Consider the following 20966-nt stretch of genomic DNA (forward strand, 5'->3'; position numbering starts at 1 on the left):
CCGCTTGCTAAAAATTCCGATTTCGGTGGCCTGACGCGATGGCGCGGTTCCTCGATCCTCGCCACGGTGCGTGATCTCAGGCCAGCGCGAAATAAGGGTATGTACGGAGGGCAGAAGAGGTCACCGCCACCGATCGCGCCCAGACCGACCCTTACGGAATGTTGCGCATAGGCGTCTATCCCGCCCCGTTGCACAGATAGGCGACAGCGAGGAGGGGCGTGATGCAGTTGCAGAGCCAGTCCGATCAGACCGAACCCGCAGGGGCGCAACGCGAGCTGGTGCACCACCTGCGCAATCTGTTCAGTGTCGTCGTCTCCGCCAAGCAGATGTTCGAGCGCGAACGCGACGATGCGGAGCGCGCCGTCCTGCTGGACGTCATTGAGGATGCGGCGCGACGCGGGAGCGAGCTCACCACCGGCCTGCTGGACGATCATCGGGACGCGGACGTGGCGACGATCGACATCGGTGCCAGATTGTCCGGCCTGCGCGTGATGATCGGCGCCCTGGCCGGCGATGGAATCCGGATCGATTTTCACGTCGATCCGTCGCCGGCGCTCGTGCGGATCGTGCCTGCGGACTTCGACGCCGCCCTATTGGAGCTTGTCAGAAATGCCGCGGTGGCGGGCGCGACCAGGCTTGGCCTTCGGCTGCGGATCGTCGGGGCGAGGGCCTGGATCGTCATTGCCGACAATGGCCGCGGAATGTCCGCCACCGCGCTCGACCATGCGCGGAGCGGCGCCGACGCCGGCCATGCCCACGGCGCGGGGCTCTGCCGCGTGCGGCACTTCCTGCGGGCAGCGCATGGTCAATTTCTGATCCGAAGCCGGCAGGGCGCCGGCACGACGATCTGCATGACCCTGCCGCTGGTCCTCCACCGGACCGCCGACGGATCCGGAGCGCCGGATGGGCGCGACCCTCTCAACATAGGAGACGCATCATGAAGAAGTCCGACAGCGAATTGCAGCGCGACGTGATGGCCGAACTCGAATGGGAACCCAGCGTGGACCACGCCGACATCGGCGTGGCCGTGAACGACGGGGTCGTCACGCTTTCGGGATATGTCGGGACATATCCCGAAAAGATGGCCGCCGAAAAGGCGACCCGGCGCGTCGCCGGCGTGAAGGCCATCGCCGAGGAGATCAAGGTCCGCTTCGCCTCCCAGCCGAAGACGGCCGATCATGAGATCGCCAAGCGCATCCTCGACCTGTTCAGCTGGAATGTCTTCGTTCCGGCCGACAGGATCACGGTGAAGGTGGAGCATGGCTGGGTCACGCTGACCGGAACCGTCGACTGGTTCTACCAAAGAAACGAGGCACGCAAGGCGGCGGGCCGGATCAGCGGCGTCGTCGGCATCAACGATCTGATCAAGGTTAGCGAAATGCCGATGGCCCACGACATCAAGGACCGCATCGTGGCGGCATTCAAACGGCAGGCGAACCTGGACGCCAAATCGGTGACCGTCGTGACGGACGGCGGCACCGTGAAGCTGGGCGGCAGCGTCAAGGCCTGGAACGAGCGTCGCATCGCCGAGCGCGCCGCCTGGTCCGCGCCCGGCGTCTCGCGGGTCGAGGACAATATCGTCGTCTCCTTTTGAGCGCGGCGGGCCGGATGACCGCCCCGTAGTTCTACTTATTCGGCGCGGAGGGCCGCGGTGCTAGCGTTGCGGGCATGAAGACGATCGCCACCCTCACGATGAACCCGGCCATCGACGTGGCCTATGAAGCGGACCGCGTGTTCCACACGCACAAGATCCGCGCCCGCCAGGAACGTTATGTCCCCGGCGGCGGGGGCATCAACGTTTCGCGCGTCATCGCCCGTCTGGGGGGATGCGCGCGGGCCCATTATATGGCGGGCGGCGCGACGGGCGAGACCTTCGACAGGCTGCTCGACATCCACCAGATGGTGCGCTCGCGTATTCCCATCGCGGGCAACACGCGGATCAGCACGGCCGTCTTCGAACGCGAGTCCGGCAAGGAATATCGGTTCGTCCCCACCGGCCCTTCGGTCAGCCAGCCGGAATGGGAGGCGTGCCTCGCCCATCTCGCCGAGATCGAGTGCGACATTCTGGTGGCGAGCGGATCGCTGCCGCCCGGCGTGCCGGACGATTTCTACAGCCGGGTGCGGCGTCTCGTCGCGCCGCGCGGGACCGGGTTCGTCCTCGACAGCTCGGGGGCCGCGCTCAGATGTGCCGCCGCCGATGGCGGGATCCTCCTGCTCAAGCCCAGTCTCGGCGAGCTTCAGCATCTGGTCGGCGAGCCGCTCGAGGCGCTGGACGACATCGCGGCCGCGGCCTCCCATATCGTCCGCCGCGGGCAGGCGACCTATGTCGCGGTGACGATGGGGCATCAGGGCGCCCTTCTCGCGCAGGCGTCGGGATATCTTCACCTGCCCGCGGTCCCGGTTACCGCGATGAGCACGGTCGGCGCCGGCGACAGCTTCCTGGCGGCGATGACCTTCGCGCTTGCCTGCGAGCGCGATCCGGTCGACGCGTTCCGCTATGGCATGGCGGCCGGCGCGGCGGCCGTCCTCTCGCCGGGGACGGACCTGTGCCGGCTGGAGGATGTGGAGCGGATGTTCCAACTGGTTCCGCAGGGGGAGCAGTGCCCCTGCCCGCCCTCCGTCGGCATTCCGCATGTCGACGTGGTCGGAGACGGCTCGTAACGGCGTCTGCCTGATCCGGCGTCGCGTCGCAACCTGGTTCCCCCTCAGGGGACGACGAGCACCGCGCAGCCGGCGAGCGACGTCAGCTTCTGGGAGACGCTGCCCAGCACCAGGCCCGTCAGACGCCCCCGGCCCCGACGCCCGACCACGAGCATCGTGGCGCCCTCGCTGCGCGCCATCTCGATAATGGCTTGGGCGGGATCGCCCCACGCGGAATTCGTCCGCACGGTGCCGGCTCCCGATCGATGCGCGCGCTCCGTCGCGTCGGCCAGGATCTGGTCGGCCGCGCTGTCAAGTGCGCCGCCGATGTCCTCCCCGGCCCTGGAGAGCGCGCGCAGATCGCTGGCGCCAAGATCGCCGCATATCGTGACGATCACCAGCTCCGCCGACAGCGAATGCGCGAGATATGCCGCGCGATCGACCGCCCGATCGGCCCCGGCCGAGCCATCGGTTGCAACCATGATCCGTTCCATGCCGATCAATCACCTCCTGAATATGGCATCGCATGGCCCCCGTTCCATCGCCGGGGATGCTTCAGCCAGACCTGCGCCATCGCTGTCACGTCATCCAGCGAGCCGCTCGCCGGAATGAGGTGCCACGAGCCAAGTTCGCCGATGTCGAGCGCCGACTGGGCCTCCGCCACCCTGCGATCGGCATCCGACGCGTCGGCGGCGCGTGTTTCGACGCGAGCGATGCGCGCGGACATATCCGCTTCGAGCCAGAGACCGGTGAAATCGACGTCGCATTGCCGCGCGACCGCCTCGATCCGATCCCGCTCCGTTCGCCGGGCAAAGACCGCATCGGCGATGACCGACTGGCCCCCAGCGAGAGTCTCCGCGCAACCTGTATCCAGCGTCCGATAAACCAGGGCGGCGGATTGCGCGGAGTAGCTGTCGGCAGGGAGCGTCTCTTCGGGTGCCAGACCGGCCAGTCGCTTGCGCAGGACATCGCTCCGCAAAACCCGGGCGCCGGGCGCTCGCCCGATCGTTCCGCCCAGCTTGCGGGCCAGGCTCGATTTGCCCGTGCCGGAAAGTCCGCCGATCGCGACCAGCCGCGCCGGAACGGGCTTCAGCGCATTGAACGCCAGGTCGAGAAAGGATCGCGCTTCCCGCGCCAGAACCCTGTCGTCACCGGCTCGCACGCTCTGCGCAGCCAGAACATGGGCCCGGATCGCGGCGCGGACGGAGAGAAACAGGGGCAGCAGGGCGATGCCGCCCTCGTCCGGCGGCGACAGATCGAGATAGCGATTGAAAACGAGGTTCGCCTCCATCCGGAGATTGCGATGCCAGAGATCCATCAGGAGGAAACCGAGATCGTAAAGCACATCGATCGTCGCGAGCTCGGCACTGAATTCCAGGCAATCGAAAAGGGTCGGCACGCCTTCGATCCGCGCGATGTTGGCGAGATGGAGATCGCCATGACAGTGTCGCACGCGCCCCTGCCGGGCGCGTGCATCGAGCAGCGGCGCCATTTCCTTCGTCTTTTCCAGAAGCGCCGCTTCAAAATGCGTCACGATCCGGGGATCCAGAACGGCTGGATAAGCCGCCATGCTCGCCAGGTTGCCTTCAACGACGCGACGGAACGAAGCCGCGCCGTCCTGCGACGGCACCGGCTCGACCATCGCGTGGAGCGCGTGGATCCGATCCGCCAGCCCCGCGAGCATGGACTCGTCGAGCCGCCCGCGTTCCGCCAGGTGGCTGAGCAGCGCATCGTCGGGAAACCGATGCATCTCAAGCAGCCAGTCGATCGTCTCGCCGGACCCGCCGATCGCGAGCTGCCCATCCGCTCTCCGCGTCAGCGGCTGCACGCCCAGATAGAGTTGCGGAGCCGTTCGGCGGTTGAGCGCAAGTTCGGCCTCGAGCGCCGCACGACGTTTCTGCACCGTGGAAAAGTCGAGATAGCCGAACTTGACGGCTCTCTTGAGTTTCCAGGCGCGATCGCCGACGAGGAAGATGCTGGCGCAATGCGTGTCGATGCGGATCGGTCGCTTGCCTTCAAAGGCGCTGCCTCCGCCCAGAAATGCAACGGCATCGCCCTGATCGTCCGGCGAGGCGGGCGCCGAGGATGCCGTTGCCATATAGGCTCATTCCTTCTCGATCGCGATTGTCCGCTTGCGGGCGGCCGCTGTCCCGTCCTTGCCCAGAGTCAGGGTAAGAACCCCGCGCTTGAAGTTCGCCTTGATATGATCGGGATCGACGTCAGCCGGCAGGGCAATCTGGCGCTTGAACGAGCCATAGCGCCGTTCGCTGAGCAGGAAGCCCTCCTCGCGACGCTCCTCTTCCGTCTTCTTTTCGCCGGAAATCGTGAGCACGCCGTCGGCGACGTTGATTTCCACATCCTTCTCTTCGAGCCCCGGCAGCTCGGCTGTCAGCCGATAGGCCTTCGCGTCCTCGACCATCTCAAGGGCCGGCATCAGTGGCGAAAAACCACGCGGTGCGAAGTTGAACAGGCTCCGGCCCGGCGAACCGAAATCGTCGAACAGTCGATCGATCTCGGATCGCAGCCAGCCGACCGGCTCGCTCATCTGCGCGGCAAGATCACGCAGCGGGGAACCTGGCCGCGCTGTCGCGACCGGCATTTTCTTGGAATCGCTCATTTGACCTTCTCCTTACGCTGGGGTTGATTTCAGTGACTCGTCGATCCGCGATCAGGCGAACAATGCATGCTCCCCATCCTCCTCGATGGGCTCCGGAACGACCAGCTGGCCCTGCTCGTCATGATGCGGGACGAGGTGGGAATGCGGCAGGCTCAAGAGCGCCAGGTCGAGACCGGCATGCCACCAGGCCAGCGACACGGTGAAAGGCAGCCTCCATACGGCCAGCGTTGCGCTCGCAAGGCCTATCGGCGGTTGGGCGCTGTTGAGGTCCGGCTCTTCTCGCATGCGGGTCTCCATCGAGTCCGGCGCAGATTAGATGTCCCCGGCTTGCCACCACATTGGGAAGTTTACCTATCTCCTCGCTGGCGGCGCCATGAGCCGGCGCCCCGCCGTCTCCGGGATATTACGGATTCTTCAATGATGCGATGCACCTGACAAGCGCGCGGCAACCGGGCCGCCGCGCGGACCAGCTCTGCCTTGCCGTCCACTCACCCATGCGGGCACATTCATTTCGGTGACGCCACTTCACCGTCTTCATCATCACAAGGTGCGCTGACATCATGACCAAAGACCTCACCCTCGGCTTTCACGGCGCGGCCCGCACGGTCACCGGATCCTGCATGGAATTTTGCCATGACGGAAAACGGCTGCTCGTCGACTGCGGGCTGTTCCAGGGCTCACGGACTCTCGAAACACTCAATCGCGCGCCCTTCACCTTCGATGCCGGAGAGGTCGATGCCGTTATCCTGACACATGCCCATATCGATCATAGCGGCTTGTTGCCCAAACTCGTCGCCGACGGATTTGACGGCCCGATCTGGTGCACGAGGCCGACGGCCGATCTGCTGGAATTCATGCTCGCGGACGCGGGACGCATCCAGGAAACTGAAGCGGCGCGGCGCAACAGGCGCAGGGACAGGGCCGGCGAGGCGGAATTCGTGCCGATCTATACGGAACAGGATGCTCTCGCCGCCTGGCGGCAGGCGCAGACCACGGAGCTCGAAACATGGTTCGAGCCGATCCCGGGCTTTCGCGCCCGCTTCTGGAACGCCGGCCACATCCTGGGCGCGGCATCGGTCGAGCTCGACATTGCCGGCACCCATATCCTGTGCTCGGGAGATCTGGGGCCTGAGCACAAGGCCTTCTATCCGGACCCGGAGAGTCCCGCGGGCTTCGACCATGTGATCTGCGAGTCCACCTATGGCGATCGCAGGCGCGAGCATCTCACGATCGCCGAGCGGCGCACGTCGCTGGAGGCGGAGATCAAGGCGGCGCTGACGCTGGGCGGAAATCTCATCATTCCCGTGTTCGCGCTCGAGCGGACCCAGGAGCTGCTGCTCGATATCGCCGCGCTGATCGACGCCAAACGCATCGCCTCCGTGCCCGTCTTCATCGATTCTCCGCTCGCGAGCCAGGCGACCAGCGTGTTCGACAAATATGCGGGATCGTTGGAAGATACGGGCGGCGCAGACGTCTTCCGGCACACGGCCTTTCATTTCGTCGACAGCGTCCAGGAATCGATCCGCCTCAACACCGTCTCGGGCGCCATCATCATGGCCGCCTCGGGCATGTGCGAGGCCGGGCGCATCCGGCACCATCTCAAGCATAATCTGTTCAGACGGGAGTCCACCATCCTGTTCGTCGGCTTCCAGGCGCAGGGATCGCTCGGCCGCGTCATTCTGGAGGGCGCCAAGCGCGTCCGGATTTCCGGAGAAGATATCGTCGTGCGCGCGCAGGTCCGTCACATCGACACTTATTCCGCGCATGCCGACCAGGACGATCTCCTTGCCTGGATGGAGGCGCGGCGCCCCATCGCGGGCAGCCTTTTCCTGTCGCATGGCGAGGCGAACTCGATCGAAGCCCTGCGCAGGCTCGCCCAGTCGCGCGATGTCTCCGCCTCGATCGTCGCGCCGGAACTGGGCGACGTGTACCGGCTCTCCCACAACGCGCCGGCCGCACGCATCAAGACCGGCGATCCGGTGCTGCAGCAGGCCGTGGGACGTGACTGGCAGAACAGCTATGCCGCCTTTGCGACGAGCCTGAAACGCGAGCTGGCGGACATCAAGGATGCCGCGAACCGTCAGCAGGCGATCGAGGACATGCGCAAGATACTCGAAAGCTACAAGCAGGCGCAGCGGACGCGATCCACCCGGCGGCACGCCGATCACCAGTCCGGCTGATCAGGCCTTCCCGCCATCGGGACCATTACGTAGCGACCCGCCCGCGATCGGCTGTCATGCCATGCTGACAGACAGAGGTTTCGATCAATGGCCGTGACTATTCCCAGCTCGCCGTCCCGGTGCGGCATCCGCAAGACAGCAGGCGCGCGCTCGAACGGCGTTCGCGGTGGTCGTGGCGCTTGCACGGGGGACGTATGATGATCAGGCAGCGCGAGGCCCCGCACCCGTCGATCGATTGCCTCACCAGTCGCGAACAGGATGTCCTCTCCGGTCTCGTCTGCGGGATGACCAACAAGGAGATCGGCCGGGAACTCGGCATCAGCCACCGGACCGTCGAGATTCATCGCGCCCGGCTGATGCGCAAGCTCGGCGCGCCGACCCTGTCCGCCCTGCTCGCGATCGCGCTTCCGCAGCGCAGCAGGCTCGCGCCGATCGGCTCGTCCAACGATCTCAACTGATCGCTACGAAGCCTTGCCGGCGTAGATGAGGCTGCCGGGGCCGAGACGCTCCAGAACCTGGGGCAGATCGGACCCGGCGACGGCCAGGCAGCCTTCGCTCCGCCCGAGCTTGCCGGTCTGGCGAACGATGTCGTTGTTCACGTACCAGGCGCTGTGGATGACGATGGCGCGGGATTCGGCATTGCTGTTCTGCGGATCGAGCCCGATCAGGCGGCGCGACAGGCCATGCTTGCCCTCATAGGTCGCGCCGGTCAGATAGGCGCCCGCGGACGAGGCCGCGGATCCGGGCTCGTTCGAGAAGCGCTCCAGCCACCCGCTATGATCGGGATCGGAGCCACGGCCGTGCGCGACGAGCAATGTCTCGACGCGGCCGCTCGACATATTGACGATGTGAAAGCGCGGCAGGCGCGACGCCACGCCAAAATCGACGATGCCGATCGTCTCGCGGTTCTGCACGAGCGAGCCGTGACGATCGAGCGCGGCCCTGGCGCGCGCGAGCAAGGCGGGCGAGCGGCCGCCCGAAAGATCGGCTGCGCGTGCGAAGCTGGGGACAGACAGGAGAGCGCCAGCGCTCAGCGAGAAGAAACGGCGTCTTGAAAGCACGATGATCCGGTGTCCGAGTTGTCCTGGCAATGTAGTCACGGGCGAGGGTGCGACACAGGTCCGTACAAACCCTTATGGTCCGAACCGGCCATCGCGCCGATGAGAGGGCATGAAACGCATCCTACTCGCCTTTGCCGCCCTGTCCCTCTGCGCGGCCGCTCCCCTCCCCGCACCGCACTGGTCGCACGCCCAGGTGGAGCGGCTGATCGAGTGGCTGGTCTCGGCCGCTGACGACGGGCTCGGATCGGTGACGCCCGAGGCGGCGCTGCTGCGCGAACGCATCGCGGCGGGCGACGAAGCCAGCCTCGACGCCGAAGCGACCCGCGTGGCGGTGCGGCTGGTCAACGCCTATCGCGACGGGTGCTGCAACGCGTCGTTGCGCTCGGGATGGCGGATCTCGCCGACGCCAGCCTGGGGCGACGCCACATCGCTGGTCGCGGACGCCGTCAGCGCAAACCGGCTGGACCAGCTGTTCCTCCAGTCCCGCCCGTCGCATCCCTTTTACGAGGGGCTGCGGCGAGCCTATCGGCTGGAGAGCAACGCCGGGCGACGCGCGACGCTGGCGGCGAACATGGACCGCTGGCGGTGGATGCCGCGCGATCTCGGGTCCCGCTACCTGCTCGTCAATGCCGCCGCGTTCGAGGCCAGTCTGTGGGACCATGGGCAACTGGTCGGCCGCTGGAAGGTGGTGGTGGGCAAGTCCAAATCCCCGACGCCGATCTTCGCCGCGCAGGTGAGCGGGGTCATCTTCAATCCCTGGTGGGAAATTCCGCCGTCGATCGCGGCGGAGGGCGTCGCATCGATGGTCCGCAACCGTCCGGCGGTGGCGGCGGGGCGCGGCTATGTGCTGGAGAACGGGCGCTATCGCCAGCGCCCGGGCGCGAACAATGCGCTGGGCCGCATGAAGCTCGTCATGCCCAACAGCTATAATGTCTATCTGCACGACACGCCCAGCCAGAGCCTGTTCGCGAGGGACGTGCGGGCGTTCAGCCATGGCTGCGTCCGGGTCGAGGATGCGCTCGGCCTCGCCACCACCCTCGTTTCCGCCCGCCCGGGCTGGGACCGCGCGCAGGTCGACGCGGTGATCGAAAAAGGCGAGACCATCAAGGTCGACCTGCCAAACCCGGTGCCCGTCTATGTCACTTATTTCACGGCGGAGCCCGATGCGCTCGGCGCGATCCGCTATTTCCCGGACGTCTATCATCGCGACCGCGGCGCCAAGTCACCGACGAGCGAGGGGACTTGCCTGTAACGTCGACCCGCGGCGCGGGAGGCGACGCTACTGCAGCCGCTGGCTGCCCTGACTCTCGCCCCGCCGCATATATTGCATGAGCTGGATCGTGAGCTCGGAGCGCTCCGGGAGGCTGGCGGCCTCCAGCAGCGCCTGCTTGGCGCCGATGTCGAAGGGCGCGATCTGCGCGATCGCGTGGACCAGCGTCTCGTCGTCGAGCGAGGTCACGGCATCCCATTCGACGACATAGCCGAGCGCATCCGCGAAGGCGCGCGCCTCCTCCTCCAGCGCCGCGCGCTCGATCGGCGCGAGCACCGCGGGCTCATCCCCGTCCGTGTCGATCAGCTCGGCCTCGACCTGGCGAAACAGGGTCGGCACCTGCAGCTCGCGCGCGATCCGGAAGCGGGATTCACCGGCCAGGATGATGTTGAAGCGGCCATCCTCCAGCGCCTCGATCTCGGCGATGCGGCCCACGCAGCCGATCGTGAACAGCGGCGCGGGTTCACCCGGACCGCTCGGCTGGATCATGCCGATGCGCTGATCGCGGGCCATCGCCTCGCTCACCATCGCCCGATAGCGCGGCTCGAAAATGTGCAGGGGCAGGTGCGCGCGCGGGAACAGCACGGCGCCGCCGAGCGGGAAGATGGCAAGCCGCCGCGTCGGAGCCGCGTCCTCAGGCAAAGAGGATGGCCGAGAGGCGACGGCGCTGGGCGAGCACCCACGGATCCTCCAGACCGACGACCTCGAACAGCTGGAGAAGCTGCGCGCGCGCCTTGCCCTCCTCCCAGTCGCGATCGCGCGCGATGCTCTCGAGCAGCGCGTCGGCCGCGCCGTCACGATCCCCGTTCGCCATCAGCGCCGAGGACAGCTCGAACAGCGCCTCATGATCGTCCGGATTGGCCGCGAAGCGGGCCCTGAGCGGGCCGACATCGACCCCCGGCGTCGCCGAGCGGGCGAGCGCGATGGCGGCGCGGCCGCGCTCGATCGCGGGATCCTTGCCGATCTCGGCCGGGATCGCGGCGAGCAGCGCGTCGGCCTCGTCGGCCAGGCCCAATGCCGCGAGCGCGCGGAGCTGACCGCCGATCGCATCGGCATTGTCCGGCGCCATCTCGCTGATCTGTCCGAAGATGCTCAGCGCCCGCTCCGCATCGCCCGAGGCGAGCACCTCTTCGCCCATGGCGAGCAAAGGCGCGATATCCTGCGCGCGCTGGCCGGCTTCGCTCTCGATCGGGAGCTGCGACAGGATCTGGTCAAGCATCTGGCGATACTGGCCCTCGGTCCGTGCCTGCGAGAGATCGGCGACCGGCTGGCCCTGGAAGACGGCATAGACGGTCGGGATCGACTGGACGCGAAACTGGCTGGCGATGAAGCGGTTCTCGTCGACGTTGATCTTGACCAGCAGGACGCCGCGATCGGCATATTCGGCCGCGATCTTCTCGATGATCGGCGAGAGCTGCTTGCACGGGCCGCACCATTCCGCCCAGAAATCGACGATGACGAGCCTGGTCTGCGACGGGTCCACGACGTCGCGGCGGAACGCTGCAACGGCCTGCTTGTCACTCTCGCTCAACCCCAGGGTCGCCACGTTGTCTTCTCCTGCTGCGCTCGCTGTTTTCGCGGTGCGATCACGGCTCTGCCGGGGCCGTCCGCCCCACCCGAAACCACGCCTGCGCGCTCATATGGGGTGGAATGCGCCCGCTTCGCAAGGGCATGCGGGATTCTTTGGAAAAGGTGGTAAAAGGGACTTGCCGCCCCACAGGCGCGATGCTAGGTGCGCCGCTCACCCGTCGCCGGGCCTGCCCGAGCGACCGCCAGAGCGGGCGTAGCTCAGGGGTAGAGCACAACCTTGCCAAGGTTGGGGTCGAGGGTTCGAATCCCTTCGCCCGCTCCAAATCTTGGGATTCTCCCAAGATATTGAAAAACAAGTGCAAAAAATGGCGATTTCTGCCTGTGTAGGAATTGTGTAGAAATTTTTGCGGATTTGTTTGCTGTGAGGTCCGCAAAGAATTCTTGCGCCTCACCCAAATAGCTCGCCCTGTCTGCTAGCGGCGTTGTGCGCCTGCCATTCCGGGTTGGTTGCTTCCTCGTCCAGCCATGCTTTTACCTGCGCAACAACATCGCCGCCCAATGCCTCGACCGTTCTGGGCTGGTGGAAATGCGAGAGATAGCCTGTGCCGGTGATTGGCAGCGGTGCTCGTTCGGGCTTGATGCTGCGGATTTCCAGATGAGCGATGACGCCGCCCCATTTATGCGGGTGATAGATGGCCTCGATTTCGATGCCCTGCCATGTGAAACGATAGGTTTGCGGCTCCATATCAACGCGCCGCGAACACATGCACCACGTCCCACGCGGTCTTGACCGTGAACAGGTCGCCGTTGAGTTCTGCATCGCGCGCCATCGCCTGCCAGTCGATATAGAAGCGAAGCGATGCGGGAACGGCGGCGGTTTCCTCGGTCACGTCCTGCACATAGTCGGCAAGACTTGCATATGCACCGAGGTAGCAGTCGCTCAGCGCCTCCTGTGCCTCTTCCAAATCGCCACTGTAATGGTCAAGCACTGCCGCGCCTAACGCGCCATGCTCGGCAATGAACGCGGCTAATTCCGCCACACGGTCGAGGCTGGCGTGTTCGCTGATACGCAGTGCGCCAAACCCTTCGTAATCATGAATTGCATATTCTTCGGCGTCGGCGATCGGGGACGCGGCCAGCATGGACTCGACATCGCCCCATAGTGCCCAAGGCTCGCGAGCGGCGTCTATCCAAGTGCCATGAATGTAGCCGTTATTGTATGCCGCAAGGCAGGCCACATAGATGCGGGGTTGTTCGGTGGCGGTGAACGTCGCATAGGTGTGGCGGAAGCAATAGGTGGTGCGGGGAATGCCGCTCGGTCCGTCGCGGAGCTTGGCATATTTCAGCAGCTCCTCGACGGTATCGCGGTAAAGCCAGACGGCAGGCTTGCCGTTGATGATGGTGAAGACGGGATCATCGGGCTTGGTGGCTTTTGAAAGCGCGCGCACGCGCTCAAGATAGTCGCCGACACTCTGAGGTGCGATGAGTTGGCGCGTCTTGCCCTTGCCCTGCACGAAGATAACCAGAATGTCGTTGCCGTCTTTGTCCTTCGCTTTGGTGACGTCACGCCAGCGCAGATTCTTGGCCTCGGGCGGACGCATGCCGGTGTTGCACATGATGAGAATGAAGTTGTAGCACATCTGGCGATACCAGACGCCTTGGGGTGTCGTGGCTTCCTTCATCCACTTGCGCCCCGTCGTGTGCAGCTTGCGATATTCCTCCAGCGTGAACTCGTCACGCCGCGCGGATTTGAGCTTGGGCATCCCCTCGAACCGATGGCTGGCAGGCACATATTTCTTGCTGATGGCGAAATTCATGATCGCCGCAAAAATGGTCATCTCGATGCGGATGGTTGAATCGCTGATGATGGCGTTGCGACGACCGGTGCCGTTCTCCCGCCGCCACAGCGGATAATCCGACCAGCGATCCTGACCGATCAGATGCACCTGCGCGCTGCCCACATAGGCGTTAAGTGGGCCAGCCACCTTATTTTTGATATTCATCGCGCGCGCCTGGCTGATCTCGCCAGCATTGGCGCGCCGTTGCTGCGCTTCGGCATATTCCTCGGCAACCTGAAGGAAGGGCCGATTGAACACAGGAACATCGTGCTTCACCCGGAAACGGATGTCGGCATCCTGATCCATCGCGCGGTCGCGCGCAGTCTGCCGATCCGCCGTGTGCAGCGAGATTGTCTTGTAGCGATCTTCGTTCTGGATTCTCACCCGACAGTAGAAATTGCTGTGCCCGACATCGCCACGGCGGAAGATGATGAGGCCGGGCTTTATCTGCTCCTTGTCGGTGATGAATTTCATCTCTTCGCTTCCCACTGTGCAGAAACTGTGCAGAATGGCGAGCTAAGTACTTGATCCGCCGTGCCTGTGCAGGTTCTGTGTGGGCGATTATAGCAAAAAATATTGTTTGTTTATAGTATTTTATTCTGATACCTTCACCCGCTCCAGATTCGATAACCTCGTGGATGAAACGGTCTCACCTGTGGCGTACCGGGAGGTGCGAGCTGATGATCAGCAATCTGCGGCAGGAGTGATTGAGGCAGTTCCGGGTTAGGTGCAGCTCACAATGGAGCGCGCTTTGATAGTTTGGCACACTGAAGCTAAATGAGAACGAAAGTGAGAGTTTGCCTTTCACAACCCCTTTAGTGAAACGCCAACGTTCTGCGGAGTGAGTCGTGAAAGGCAAAGAGGCCGAGTAAGAATCATTAACAAGCCAGCGGAAATTTCAGTTATCACAAACAAGTTTGCGGAAGCCGAGAAGGCGTTACGGTTTACATAAACATCGGTGGATGATATCCGATGTCCATGCCTTTGCCTTGCCAGCCCGACAGCCTGCCGCTCTCCGATCTCCGTTGGCGCGAAATTCTTCCTCTCGTTGGTCGAGCCAACGCCTCCCTTGCCCGCTATGACGGTATGCTTCAAACACTGCCGAATTCGGCAATTTTGCTATCGCCCATAACCGCAAACGAAGCGGTCCTCTCTTCGAAAATCGAGGGTACCCAAGCCACGCTGGACGAAGTCCTCGAAGCTGAGGCAGGCTTGGTCACATCTGAAACGCGACGGGGAGACATCGAAGAAATCAACAATTATCGGGCAGCGGTCAGTATTGCCGAGGCCGCTCTCGGACATCGGCCCATCACGTTGTCACTCATACGGGAGGTGCATCAGCAACTCCTGCAGGGAGTACGCGGTCGCGACAAAACGCCGGGAAAGTTCAGAGAGGACCAAAATTGGATCGGTCGGCGCGGAGATCCGATAGAAAAAGCGCGCTTTGTGCCTCCGTCCCCTCTCGTACTCAACTCGGCGCTCGAGGAATGGCAGACCTACATCGGTCTCACAACAGAAGACCCTGTTCTGCAGACCGCCGTTGCGCACGCCCAGTTTGAAATTCTCCATCCCTTCAAGGATGGTAACGGGCGGATAGGCCGAATGTTGATACCGCTCGTGTTGTATCAACGGCAGGCACTTTCGCGTCCGATGTTTTATATGTCAGAATATCTCGAAACGCATCGTGACGATTACTACGATCGTTTGCTAGGAATAACCGATCACAGAGACTGGCACGGCTGGCTGACCTTTTTCCTTCAAGGTATGATTGAACAGGCAGAGGCGAACCTCGCCAAGGTGAAAAACATACGCGATCTATACGAGGCGACTAAACGGTCTGTGGTCGATCTCACGCATTCGCAATATGCGATGGCAGTCGTCGACGCATTTTTTACGAGGCCAATCATATCCGGAACAGCGTTTGCCCAAGCGGCGGGTTTCAACAACCGAGTGACGGCCAACAACATGCTCCGGCAGCTTGAGGGGGAGCGGATAATCACAAAAATTCGGGAAGGAAGTGGGCGAACTCCAGCGATTTACGCATTTCCCCGATTGATCAACATAGCAGAAGGGAAGGCCATCTTCAGAGAAGTAGAGCCTCGCCTCCTCTGAAAATCGGCCAGCCGGCCGCAGTGGGAGCGCGACCGGCTAGCTATGATGGACCGCGAGGGACGCCTGCGTGGGATCAGGCGGCGGCCATCAGGAGACGCTCCTGATCGTTTTCGGCATGGGTACGGTTTCCGTCGTCTCAGCGGTGGTAGCGACGACTGGTGCGGGCTGGGGCCTGCGCGGATCGCGATAGATGAGCCGGCGGCTGGCCAGCACCACGGCGCCGATCGCGAGATAGACAGCCAGGGCCGTCCAGAAGCTGAAGAACATCCCGACCGCGAACGCCGCGCGCAGATAATTGGCGCGGAAGCCGAGACCGTCGCCGATCGTCTTGTTGGCGCACAGCATGCACAGACGATGGTGGGCGCCCTCGCTCTCGAATGGCCTGCGGCAGCGCAGACATGGCTGGATCAGCGTGTCCGGTTTCGCCATGCAAATCGCGCCGTAGCCGGTAGGACCGGCAGAGGACGCGATCGAGGCCCGTTGCCCACATGGGCCGCCGCGCTAGAGGCGCACGATTTCGCCGTCTTCCTTCGTGAAATGGTCCGGCTGGCGATCCAGGAGCGACAGGACGACTTCGGAGGGGCGGCCGAGCTTCGTCCCCTTCGGCGTCGTGACGATCGGGCGGTTGACGAGGATCGGGTGCGCCACCATCGCTGCGACGATCGCGTCGTCCGATACGCCTTCGGCTAGCAAGCCGAGTTCGGCGGCGGGCGTGCCTTTCTCGCGCAGCAGGTCGCGCGGCTTCGCGCCCATTGCGGCGAACAGTTCGTCCAGCAGGGGCCGGGTCCAGCCGGTCTTGCGATAGTCGACGACGGTAGGAGCGTATCCGGCGGCTTCGATCATCGCCAGCGCATTGCGCGAGGTGCCGCAATCCGGGTTGTGGTAGATCGTGATCGGGAATGTGTCGGTCATTGTGGGCAATCCTCCCTGAAGAGCCACGCGAAGAAGCCGACAGCGGCGAAGGTGCCGACGATCTGCCCGGCGATGAACAGCGGGACCGAGGCGGGCGCGATCCCGGCGAATGTGTCGGACAGGCTCCGCGCGATCGTCACCGCCGGATTGGCGAAGGACGTCGAAGCGGTGAACCAATAGGCGGCGGTAATATATAGCCCCACCGCAACCGGCGTGAATTCGGGGCGCGACCGGTGCGTGCCGAAGATCGTCCCGATCAGGCCGAAGGTGGCGACGCATTCGGCGAAGCCCTGCGACGGACCGTCCCGCAGCCTGGCCGAAACCTGGATGATCGGTTCGGCGAACATCGCGTGCGCCGCCCATACGCCCAGCACGGCCCCGACAAGCTGCGCCGCGACGTAGGAGATTGCCGTGCGCCGATCGGCTTCGCCGCGCAGCAGGAAGGCCAGCGTCACCGCCGGGTTGAAGTGCGCGCCGGATACCGGGCCGAATATGTGGATCAACACGACAAGCCCCGCGCCCGTTGCGATCGTGTTGCCGAGAAGGGCAATCGCATCGTTCCCGGCGGCAAGGCGATCGCCCATGATGCCGGAACCGACGACGACGGCGAGCAGGAAAGCGGTGCCGACGCATTCGGCGGCGATACGCCGGATCATGCGGACGGACAGCAACCTTGCGCGGCTTCGACAAGCGGCGCGCAAATTTCGGGCCGGCCGGCGCAGCAGTCGGCGACGAGGAAGCCCAGCAAGTCGCCCATGCCGCCATAATCGGCGGAATAGATGACGGAGCGGCCTTCGCGCCGCGACCGGATCAGCCCGGCATGTCCAAGGATCGTCAAATGCGTCGAAAGCGTGTTGGGCAACACGCCGACTTCGCGGGCGATTTCACCCGCTGGCAGGCCGCCCGCCCCCGCCCGGACCAGCAGGCGAAAGACGGCCAGGCGATGCCCATGGGCAAGCGCGGACAGGGCTTCGACGGCTTCGGGCAGCAGCATCAGCAGCAAGCCGCGCTGGGGGCCGTGGCGGGCGCACAGCATGCGCTCGACGATGCTTCGGGCAATTCTTCGTCCTCGCCATATGCGGTCGATTCGCCATGCGTGTAGAAGGTCTCCCACCGAACACCCGCCGTGTCCGTTACCCAGGACTTGTCCGACTTCGCATAGCAACACGTCGTTGCCTCCTGATCGACCGTCGTTTCGCCAGCGGCCTTCAAACGCGTTGCCAGTTCGGCCAATTCGTCCGGGCTATCGACTTGCACGCCGACATGATCGACGCCGGTCGCGCGGGCACGCGACGATATGGCCAGATTGACGCGGGGATCGTCCAGCATCCATTTGGCATAATCGGCCTTCAGCACCGACGGCGGCGCGTCGAACAAGGTGCTGTAGAATGCGACGGCTTCGTCGATCGACGGAACGCTCACGTGAAGATGCAACCGCTTCATGCCGATATCTCCTTTGCTTCGATAATTCGACTATATCCGAATTATCGATTCGACAAGCGGTATATGCCAGTTTCGACGGTTGGTCCTTTGCCGGTCCGGTCCGGTCCGGTTCGGAATCGAACCTCGGCGAAGTCGGATAAATATACGAACCTCTGTCGGGTCGCGGCAAAGGGTTAACCTGACGCCCTCACGCCGGGCAAAGCTCCAGCCTGCGCGGTCCAATGAGCGCCAACATACAGCCGGCCGGCCGCGGTGGGAGCGCGACCGGCCGGATATGATGACCGCGAGGGACGCCCGTGTGGGATCAAGCGGCGGCCATCAGGGGAAGTTGCTGATCATTTTCGGCAATGACCGGTGCGGTTTCCAGCGTCTCAGCGGCGGTGGCGACGACAGGCGCCGGCTGCGGCTTGCGCGGGCTGCGATAGACCAGCCGGCTGGCCAGCACCACGGCACCGACGCCGAGATAGACAGCCAGGGCCGTCCAGAAGCTGAAGAACACCCCGACCGCGAACGCGGCGCGCAGATAATTGGCGTGGAAGCCGAGATCGTCGCCGATCGCCTGGCAGATGCCCAGCATGGTGTCGCTGCGTCCGAAAATCGAAGGTTGATAGGTCTGCATGTCTGAACTCCTGTGGCCCGGCCGTTCCCGGCCATGATGCCCTCTCCATCATGCACTCAGCTTTGCACGTGCCGTGCCAATTGGCCGGAATGGCTCTTTTCCGCCGACGCGCTAGCAAGGACGGAATGAACGCGGCCTGACCTTGGCGGATTTCACCGCTAATATTTGGGAAATTTCGCTAATTTCCGAACGATCGCGGCCCCTTGTATCGCTCGGCGATGGCCGGGAGCACCAAGAGCAGGCTATCGCGGACGCACGGGCCGGTTCATGCCGTCAGCTCCTGCCGATTGCGCAGGCTTGCGGATAGCGCCCGCCACCTTCCATGCGCCCGTCACCAGGCCCGCGACGAGCAAGATGTTCGCGACCATCAACAGCGTCATCATGACAATGGACGCGCCGACCGATTCATCGCGCATCCATCGGCGCAGCTGCTCGCGCTGCACGGACACGTAGAGCGCCTGGATATAATCATCCTGGAACGGCGCGATCGCGGCGCGGATACGCGCGGAAGGATGAATGGGCACGACGAAGAAGTCGACGGTCTCGCCATGCTTGACGGCGATCAGATGACGCTCTGCCACGATGAGATAGGCCGTCGCCGCCGCGCTCCCCGCCAGAATGGTGCCGATCACCAGGAGCGCCGCCCAGCTGCTGCTCATCTTGCGGATATTCGAGCGCAGCAGGATGACGGCCAGGATGACGCCGACCGTCATGAAGAAGCTCAGCACCTTGATGAGATCGGCAAGGCTCGGCGGAATCTGGACCAGCCCGAGCAGCAGCGCCAGAGCGGGCATCAGGGCGATCAAGGCCCCGATCGACTGGATGACGCGCCCCGTCGCGCTGATCGTCGTCTCTACTGACATGACAGCGTGACCGTGACCTTCTGCGCCTCGAACAATATCTGTCCGGGCCTGAGCCGCGCCATGCTGAGCGTTCCGGCGCAACTGGGCAGGAACACATAGCCCGTGCCGATCAGAACATCGACCGAGGTCGGGCCGAAGCGCGGCCCGAATGCCGGGGTCGCCAGGACCTTCGCCATTCGCTGCGCCTCGGTGCCGGGCATCGCGTTAAGAGCGCTGCCCGGGAGGAAATAGAATGTCGCCGCGCCGGGGCCCGCGACCGCTATGCTGCCCACCGCGGGGCGTGAAATCCCCGCCGTCGGCGGCGGAGGGGGTGGCGGCGGAGGGGGTGGAGGCGGCGGGGGCGGAGGCGGAGGCGGAGGCGGCGGAGGCGGCGGCATGGTCGCACAGCCGCCCAGCGAAAAACTTGCCGCCGCGACGAGCGTCCAGAAGGAAATTCTGGCCAAGATTGTCATTTGGTTCGCCCCCGCGAAGTCGTAACCAACTCCTATCTTGGCAAGATTAGCCTATTTTGACCTTATTTTCCAGCGCGGAAGAGGTGCGCGCAACCTCTCACCTTGACGAGGCGTCCGATTACTTCATGCCATTATTGGTGAGGGGATCATCGACATGTTGCGCGGCCGCGCCGCCTACGGGTCGAGGGCTCAGATCATGTCGCCCAGCAGGAGGCGCGGCCTTGGCCCGCTCTCGCCACGCGCCTCGGCCATGAAGCGCTCCTTGAGCGGGCCGATCTTCTGCACGGCGGAGAGCCCCAGCCGGCGCACCAGCGAGGCTGGCTTGCCGGGCACGTCGAACAGGCGGACGAGCCCGTCCATCATGATCGTGACGCTCAGGCTGTCCAGCGCGCGCCAGCGCTGATAGCACGCGAGCAGCTGCGCGTCGCCCGGCTCCAGGCCGGTGCGCATCCCCTCGACGATGACTTCCGCCAGCGCTGCGGCATCGCGATAGCCGAGATTGACGCCCTGCCCCGCGATCGGGTGAATGCCATGCGCCGCGTCGCCGACCAGCGCCAGCCGCGTGTCGATGATCCGCGCGGCGCGATGATAGCCAAGCTTGTAGCTCTGCATCGGCGCGGCGAGACGGATCGCGCCGAGGAAGCTGCCCATGCGCTTCTCCGCTTCGGCGAGCCACGCATGCTCGGGGAGTTTGAGATAGGCGGCGGCATGCTGGTTGGGCACGGTCCACACGATCGCCGAGCGCGTGCCGGGCAACATGGGCAGCAGCGCGAAGGGTCCGCCGGGATAGAAAATCTCGTAGGCGGTATTCCCATGTGGTTCGTCATGGTCGATCGCCGTCACCAGAGCGGTGTGCGGATAGGACCATTGCGCAACCGGGATGCCGGCCAGTTCGCGCGTCGGGCTCCCGCGTCCTTCCGCGCCGACGAGCAGGCTGGCGGCGATCCGCGCCCCGCTCTCGAGCCGCAGCGTCACGCCATAGGCATCGCGCACGATGTCCAGCGCCCGGTCCGGCTGGAACCGGGTGACGCCGGGCGCATCCTGCGCGGTGGCGTCGATCGCCTGCCGCAGCACACGGTTCTCGACCATGTAGCCGGTCGCGCCATCCTCCGGATCGGGCGCGAAATCGAGCGCGCCGCCGGTCAGGCCCTCGCTCACCCAGATGCGGTCGATCGGGCAGTTCCTGCCCGCAAGATGGGGCGCGACGCCGATCGCCTCGAACAGCTTCCAGCTCGCGCTCGATATTGCGGAGACGCGCCCGTCGAAGCCGGGCGCCATGGTCGCGGCGGGCTTGGCCGGGTCGACGACCGCGCTGGTCACGCCGTGCCGCCCGAGCGCGATGGCGAGCGTCAGGCCGACAAGGCCGCCGCCCAGGATGATGACGTCGAAGCGCTGCATGATCCCGTCTCTAGCGCCGCGCGGGGCGAAA

At 64.5% G+C, this 20966-nt stretch carries 25 protein-coding genes and 1 tRNA gene; 8 read left to right on the top strand and 18 right to left on the bottom strand.

From position 1 onward, the window contains the following. Nucleotides 1-221 precede the first annotated feature (221 nt). From KK488_RS15505 to KK488_RS15515, 3 genes are all read left to right on the top strand, one after another. On the top strand, nucleotides 222-941 hold the full coding sequence (locus tag KK488_RS15505) for a sensor histidine kinase (protein ID WP_250890544.1): 720 nt from the start codon (nucleotides 222-224) through the stop codon (nucleotides 939-941). Continuing rightward, complete coding sequence (locus KK488_RS15510; protein ID WP_214624611.1) at nucleotides 938-1594, top strand: BON domain-containing protein; 657 nt, start codon at nucleotides 938-940, stop codon at nucleotides 1592-1594. The genes KK488_RS15505 and KK488_RS15510 overlap by 4 nt, the downstream gene beginning before the upstream one ends. A 74-nt stretch (nucleotides 1595-1668) precedes the next feature. Beyond that, the gene (locus KK488_RS15515; RefSeq protein ID WP_214624612.1) at nucleotides 1669-2661 is read left to right on the top strand and encodes a 1-phosphofructokinase family hexose kinase; all 993 of its coding nucleotides are present in this window, start codon (nucleotides 1669-1671) and stop codon (nucleotides 2659-2661) included. A 44-nt stretch (nucleotides 2662-2705) separates the two neighbouring features. Here the strand turns inward: KK488_RS15515 and KK488_RS15520 are convergent, their stop codons facing one another. The 4 genes from KK488_RS15520 to KK488_RS15535 are packed head-to-tail and all read right to left on the bottom strand — an operon-like array spanning nucleotide 2706 to nucleotide 5542. Continuing rightward, nucleotides 2706-3134, bottom strand: a complete 429-nt coding sequence (locus tag KK488_RS15520) for a universal stress protein (RefSeq protein ID WP_214624613.1) — start codon at nucleotides 3132-3134, stop codon at nucleotides 2706-2708. Nucleotides 3135-3139: 5 nt separating this feature from the next. Continuing rightward, the gene (locus tag KK488_RS15525; protein WP_214624614.1) at nucleotides 3140-4738 is read right to left on the bottom strand and encodes a bifunctional aminoglycoside phosphotransferase/ATP-binding protein; all 1599 of its coding nucleotides are present in this window, start codon (nucleotides 4736-4738) and stop codon (nucleotides 3140-3142) included. 6 nt (nucleotides 4739-4744) lie between these two features. Next, nucleotides 4745-5257 carry an Hsp20/alpha crystallin family protein gene (locus tag KK488_RS15530; protein ID WP_214624615.1) on the bottom strand — a complete coding sequence of 171 codons (513 nt, stop codon included), beginning with the start codon at nucleotides 5255-5257 and terminating at the stop codon, nucleotides 4745-4747. A gap of 51 nt (nucleotides 5258-5308) precedes the next feature. Continuing rightward, on the bottom strand, nucleotides 5309-5542 hold the full coding sequence (locus KK488_RS15535) for a hypothetical protein (protein ID WP_214624616.1): 234 nt from the start codon (nucleotides 5540-5542) through the stop codon (nucleotides 5309-5311). Nucleotides 5543-5817: 275 nt separating this feature from the next. Between KK488_RS15535 and KK488_RS15540 the strand changes: the two genes are divergently transcribed. Beyond that, nucleotides 5818-7437, top strand: a complete 1620-nt coding sequence (locus KK488_RS15540; RefSeq protein WP_214624617.1) for an MBL fold metallo-hydrolase RNA specificity domain-containing protein — start codon at nucleotides 5818-5820, stop codon at nucleotides 7435-7437. Nucleotides 7438-7634: 197 nt separating this feature from the next. Then, nucleotides 7635-7895, top strand: coding sequence for a response regulator transcription factor (locus KK488_RS15545; RefSeq protein WP_349356907.1), 261 nt, complete (start codon nucleotides 7635-7637; stop codon nucleotides 7893-7895). A 3-nt stretch (nucleotides 7896-7898) separates the two neighbouring features. Here the strand turns inward: KK488_RS15545 and KK488_RS15550 are convergent, their stop codons facing one another. Beyond that, on the bottom strand, nucleotides 7899-8498 hold the full coding sequence (locus tag KK488_RS15550; RefSeq protein WP_214624619.1) for a murein L,D-transpeptidase catalytic domain family protein: 600 nt from the start codon (nucleotides 8496-8498) through the stop codon (nucleotides 7899-7901). A gap of 109 nt (nucleotides 8499-8607) precedes the next feature. Between KK488_RS15550 and KK488_RS15555 the strand changes: the two genes are divergently transcribed. After that, entirely contained in the window at nucleotides 8608-9750 is a 1143-nt protein-coding gene (locus KK488_RS15555; RefSeq protein ID WP_214624620.1) for a L,D-transpeptidase family protein, read from the top strand. Between the two features lie 27 nt (nucleotides 9751-9777). On the opposite strand, the gene KK488_RS15560 is transcribed toward KK488_RS15555, so the two are convergent. Next, nucleotides 9778-10410 carry an LON peptidase substrate-binding domain-containing protein gene (locus KK488_RS15560; protein WP_214624621.1) on the bottom strand — a complete coding sequence of 211 codons (633 nt, stop codon included), beginning with the start codon at nucleotides 10408-10410 and terminating at the stop codon, nucleotides 9778-9780. Further along, nucleotides 10403-11314 carry a tetratricopeptide repeat protein gene (locus KK488_RS15565; protein WP_214624622.1) on the bottom strand — a complete coding sequence of 304 codons (912 nt, stop codon included), beginning with the start codon at nucleotides 11312-11314 and terminating at the stop codon, nucleotides 10403-10405. Before KK488_RS15565 ends, KK488_RS15560 begins: the two co-directional genes overlap by 8 nt. Nucleotides 11315-11545: 231 nt before the next feature. Between KK488_RS15565 and KK488_RS15570 the strand changes: the two genes are divergently transcribed. Then, a tRNA-Gly gene (locus KK488_RS15570) sits at nucleotides 11546-11620 on the top strand. 126 nt (nucleotides 11621-11746) lie between these two features. Here KK488_RS15570 and KK488_RS15575 read toward each other — a convergent pair. Continuing rightward, nucleotides 11747-12043, bottom strand: coding sequence for a hypothetical protein (locus KK488_RS15575; protein WP_250890510.1), 297 nt, complete (start codon nucleotides 12041-12043; stop codon nucleotides 11747-11749). Between the two features lies 1 nt (nucleotide 12044). Continuing rightward, the gene (locus KK488_RS15580; protein WP_250890511.1) at nucleotides 12045-13610 is read right to left on the bottom strand and encodes an antirestriction protein ArdA; all 1566 of its coding nucleotides are present in this window, start codon (nucleotides 13608-13610) and stop codon (nucleotides 12045-12047) included. A 498-nt stretch (nucleotides 13611-14108) separates the two neighbouring features. Between KK488_RS15580 and KK488_RS15585 the strand changes: the two genes are divergently transcribed. Beyond that, nucleotides 14109-15248, top strand: a complete 1140-nt coding sequence (locus tag KK488_RS15585; protein WP_214624624.1) for a Fic family protein — start codon at nucleotides 14109-14111, stop codon at nucleotides 15246-15248. Nucleotides 15249-15335: 87 nt separating this feature from the next. On the opposite strand, the gene KK488_RS15590 is transcribed toward KK488_RS15585, so the two are convergent. From KK488_RS15590 to KK488_RS15630, 9 genes are all read right to left on the bottom strand, one after another. Next, complete coding sequence (locus KK488_RS15590; RefSeq protein ID WP_214624625.1) at nucleotides 15336-15677, bottom strand: zinc finger domain-containing protein; 342 nt, start codon at nucleotides 15675-15677, stop codon at nucleotides 15336-15338. A gap of 72 nt (nucleotides 15678-15749) precedes the next feature. Then, complete coding sequence (gene arsC / locus KK488_RS15595) at nucleotides 15750-16160, bottom strand: arsenate reductase (glutaredoxin) (RefSeq protein WP_214624626.1); 411 nt, start codon at nucleotides 16158-16160, stop codon at nucleotides 15750-15752. After that, the gene (locus KK488_RS15600; RefSeq protein ID WP_214624627.1) at nucleotides 16157-16816 is read right to left on the bottom strand and encodes an MIP/aquaporin family protein; all 660 of its coding nucleotides are present in this window, start codon (nucleotides 16814-16816) and stop codon (nucleotides 16157-16159) included. Before KK488_RS15600 ends, arsC begins: the two co-directional genes overlap by 4 nt. Continuing rightward, on the bottom strand, nucleotides 16813-17196 hold the full coding sequence (locus KK488_RS15605; RefSeq protein WP_250890514.1) for an ArsR/SmtB family transcription factor: 384 nt from the start codon (nucleotides 17194-17196) through the stop codon (nucleotides 16813-16815). Before KK488_RS15605 ends, KK488_RS15600 begins: the two co-directional genes overlap by 4 nt. Then, entirely contained in the window at nucleotides 17154-17603 is a 450-nt protein-coding gene (locus KK488_RS15610) for an ArsI/CadI family heavy metal resistance metalloenzyme (RefSeq protein ID WP_214624628.1), read from the bottom strand. Before KK488_RS15610 ends, KK488_RS15605 begins: the two co-directional genes overlap by 43 nt. A gap of 304 nt (nucleotides 17604-17907) precedes the next feature. Next, the gene (locus KK488_RS15615) at nucleotides 17908-18222 is read right to left on the bottom strand and encodes a PspC domain-containing protein (protein WP_214624629.1); all 315 of its coding nucleotides are present in this window, start codon (nucleotides 18220-18222) and stop codon (nucleotides 17908-17910) included. Nucleotides 18223-18464: 242 nt separating this feature from the next. Continuing rightward, nucleotides 18465-19085, bottom strand: coding sequence for a hypothetical protein (locus KK488_RS15620; RefSeq protein WP_214624630.1), 621 nt, complete (start codon nucleotides 19083-19085; stop codon nucleotides 18465-18467). Continuing rightward, on the bottom strand, nucleotides 19076-19261 hold the full coding sequence (locus tag KK488_RS15625; RefSeq protein ID WP_214624631.1) for a hypothetical protein: 186 nt from the start codon (nucleotides 19259-19261) through the stop codon (nucleotides 19076-19078). Before KK488_RS15625 ends, KK488_RS15620 begins: the two co-directional genes overlap by 10 nt. Nucleotides 19262-19726: 465 nt before the next feature. Beyond that, on the bottom strand, nucleotides 19727-20935 hold the full coding sequence (locus KK488_RS15630) for a UbiH/UbiF/VisC/COQ6 family ubiquinone biosynthesis hydroxylase (RefSeq protein WP_214624632.1): 1209 nt from the start codon (nucleotides 20933-20935) through the stop codon (nucleotides 19727-19729). Between the last annotated feature and the right edge of the window lie 31 nt (nucleotides 20936-20966).

Origin of the sequence: Sphingobium nicotianae (assembly GCF_018603885.1) — a bacterium.
GTDB lineage: Bacteria > Pseudomonadota > Alphaproteobacteria > Sphingomonadales > Sphingomonadaceae > Sphingobium > Sphingobium nicotianae.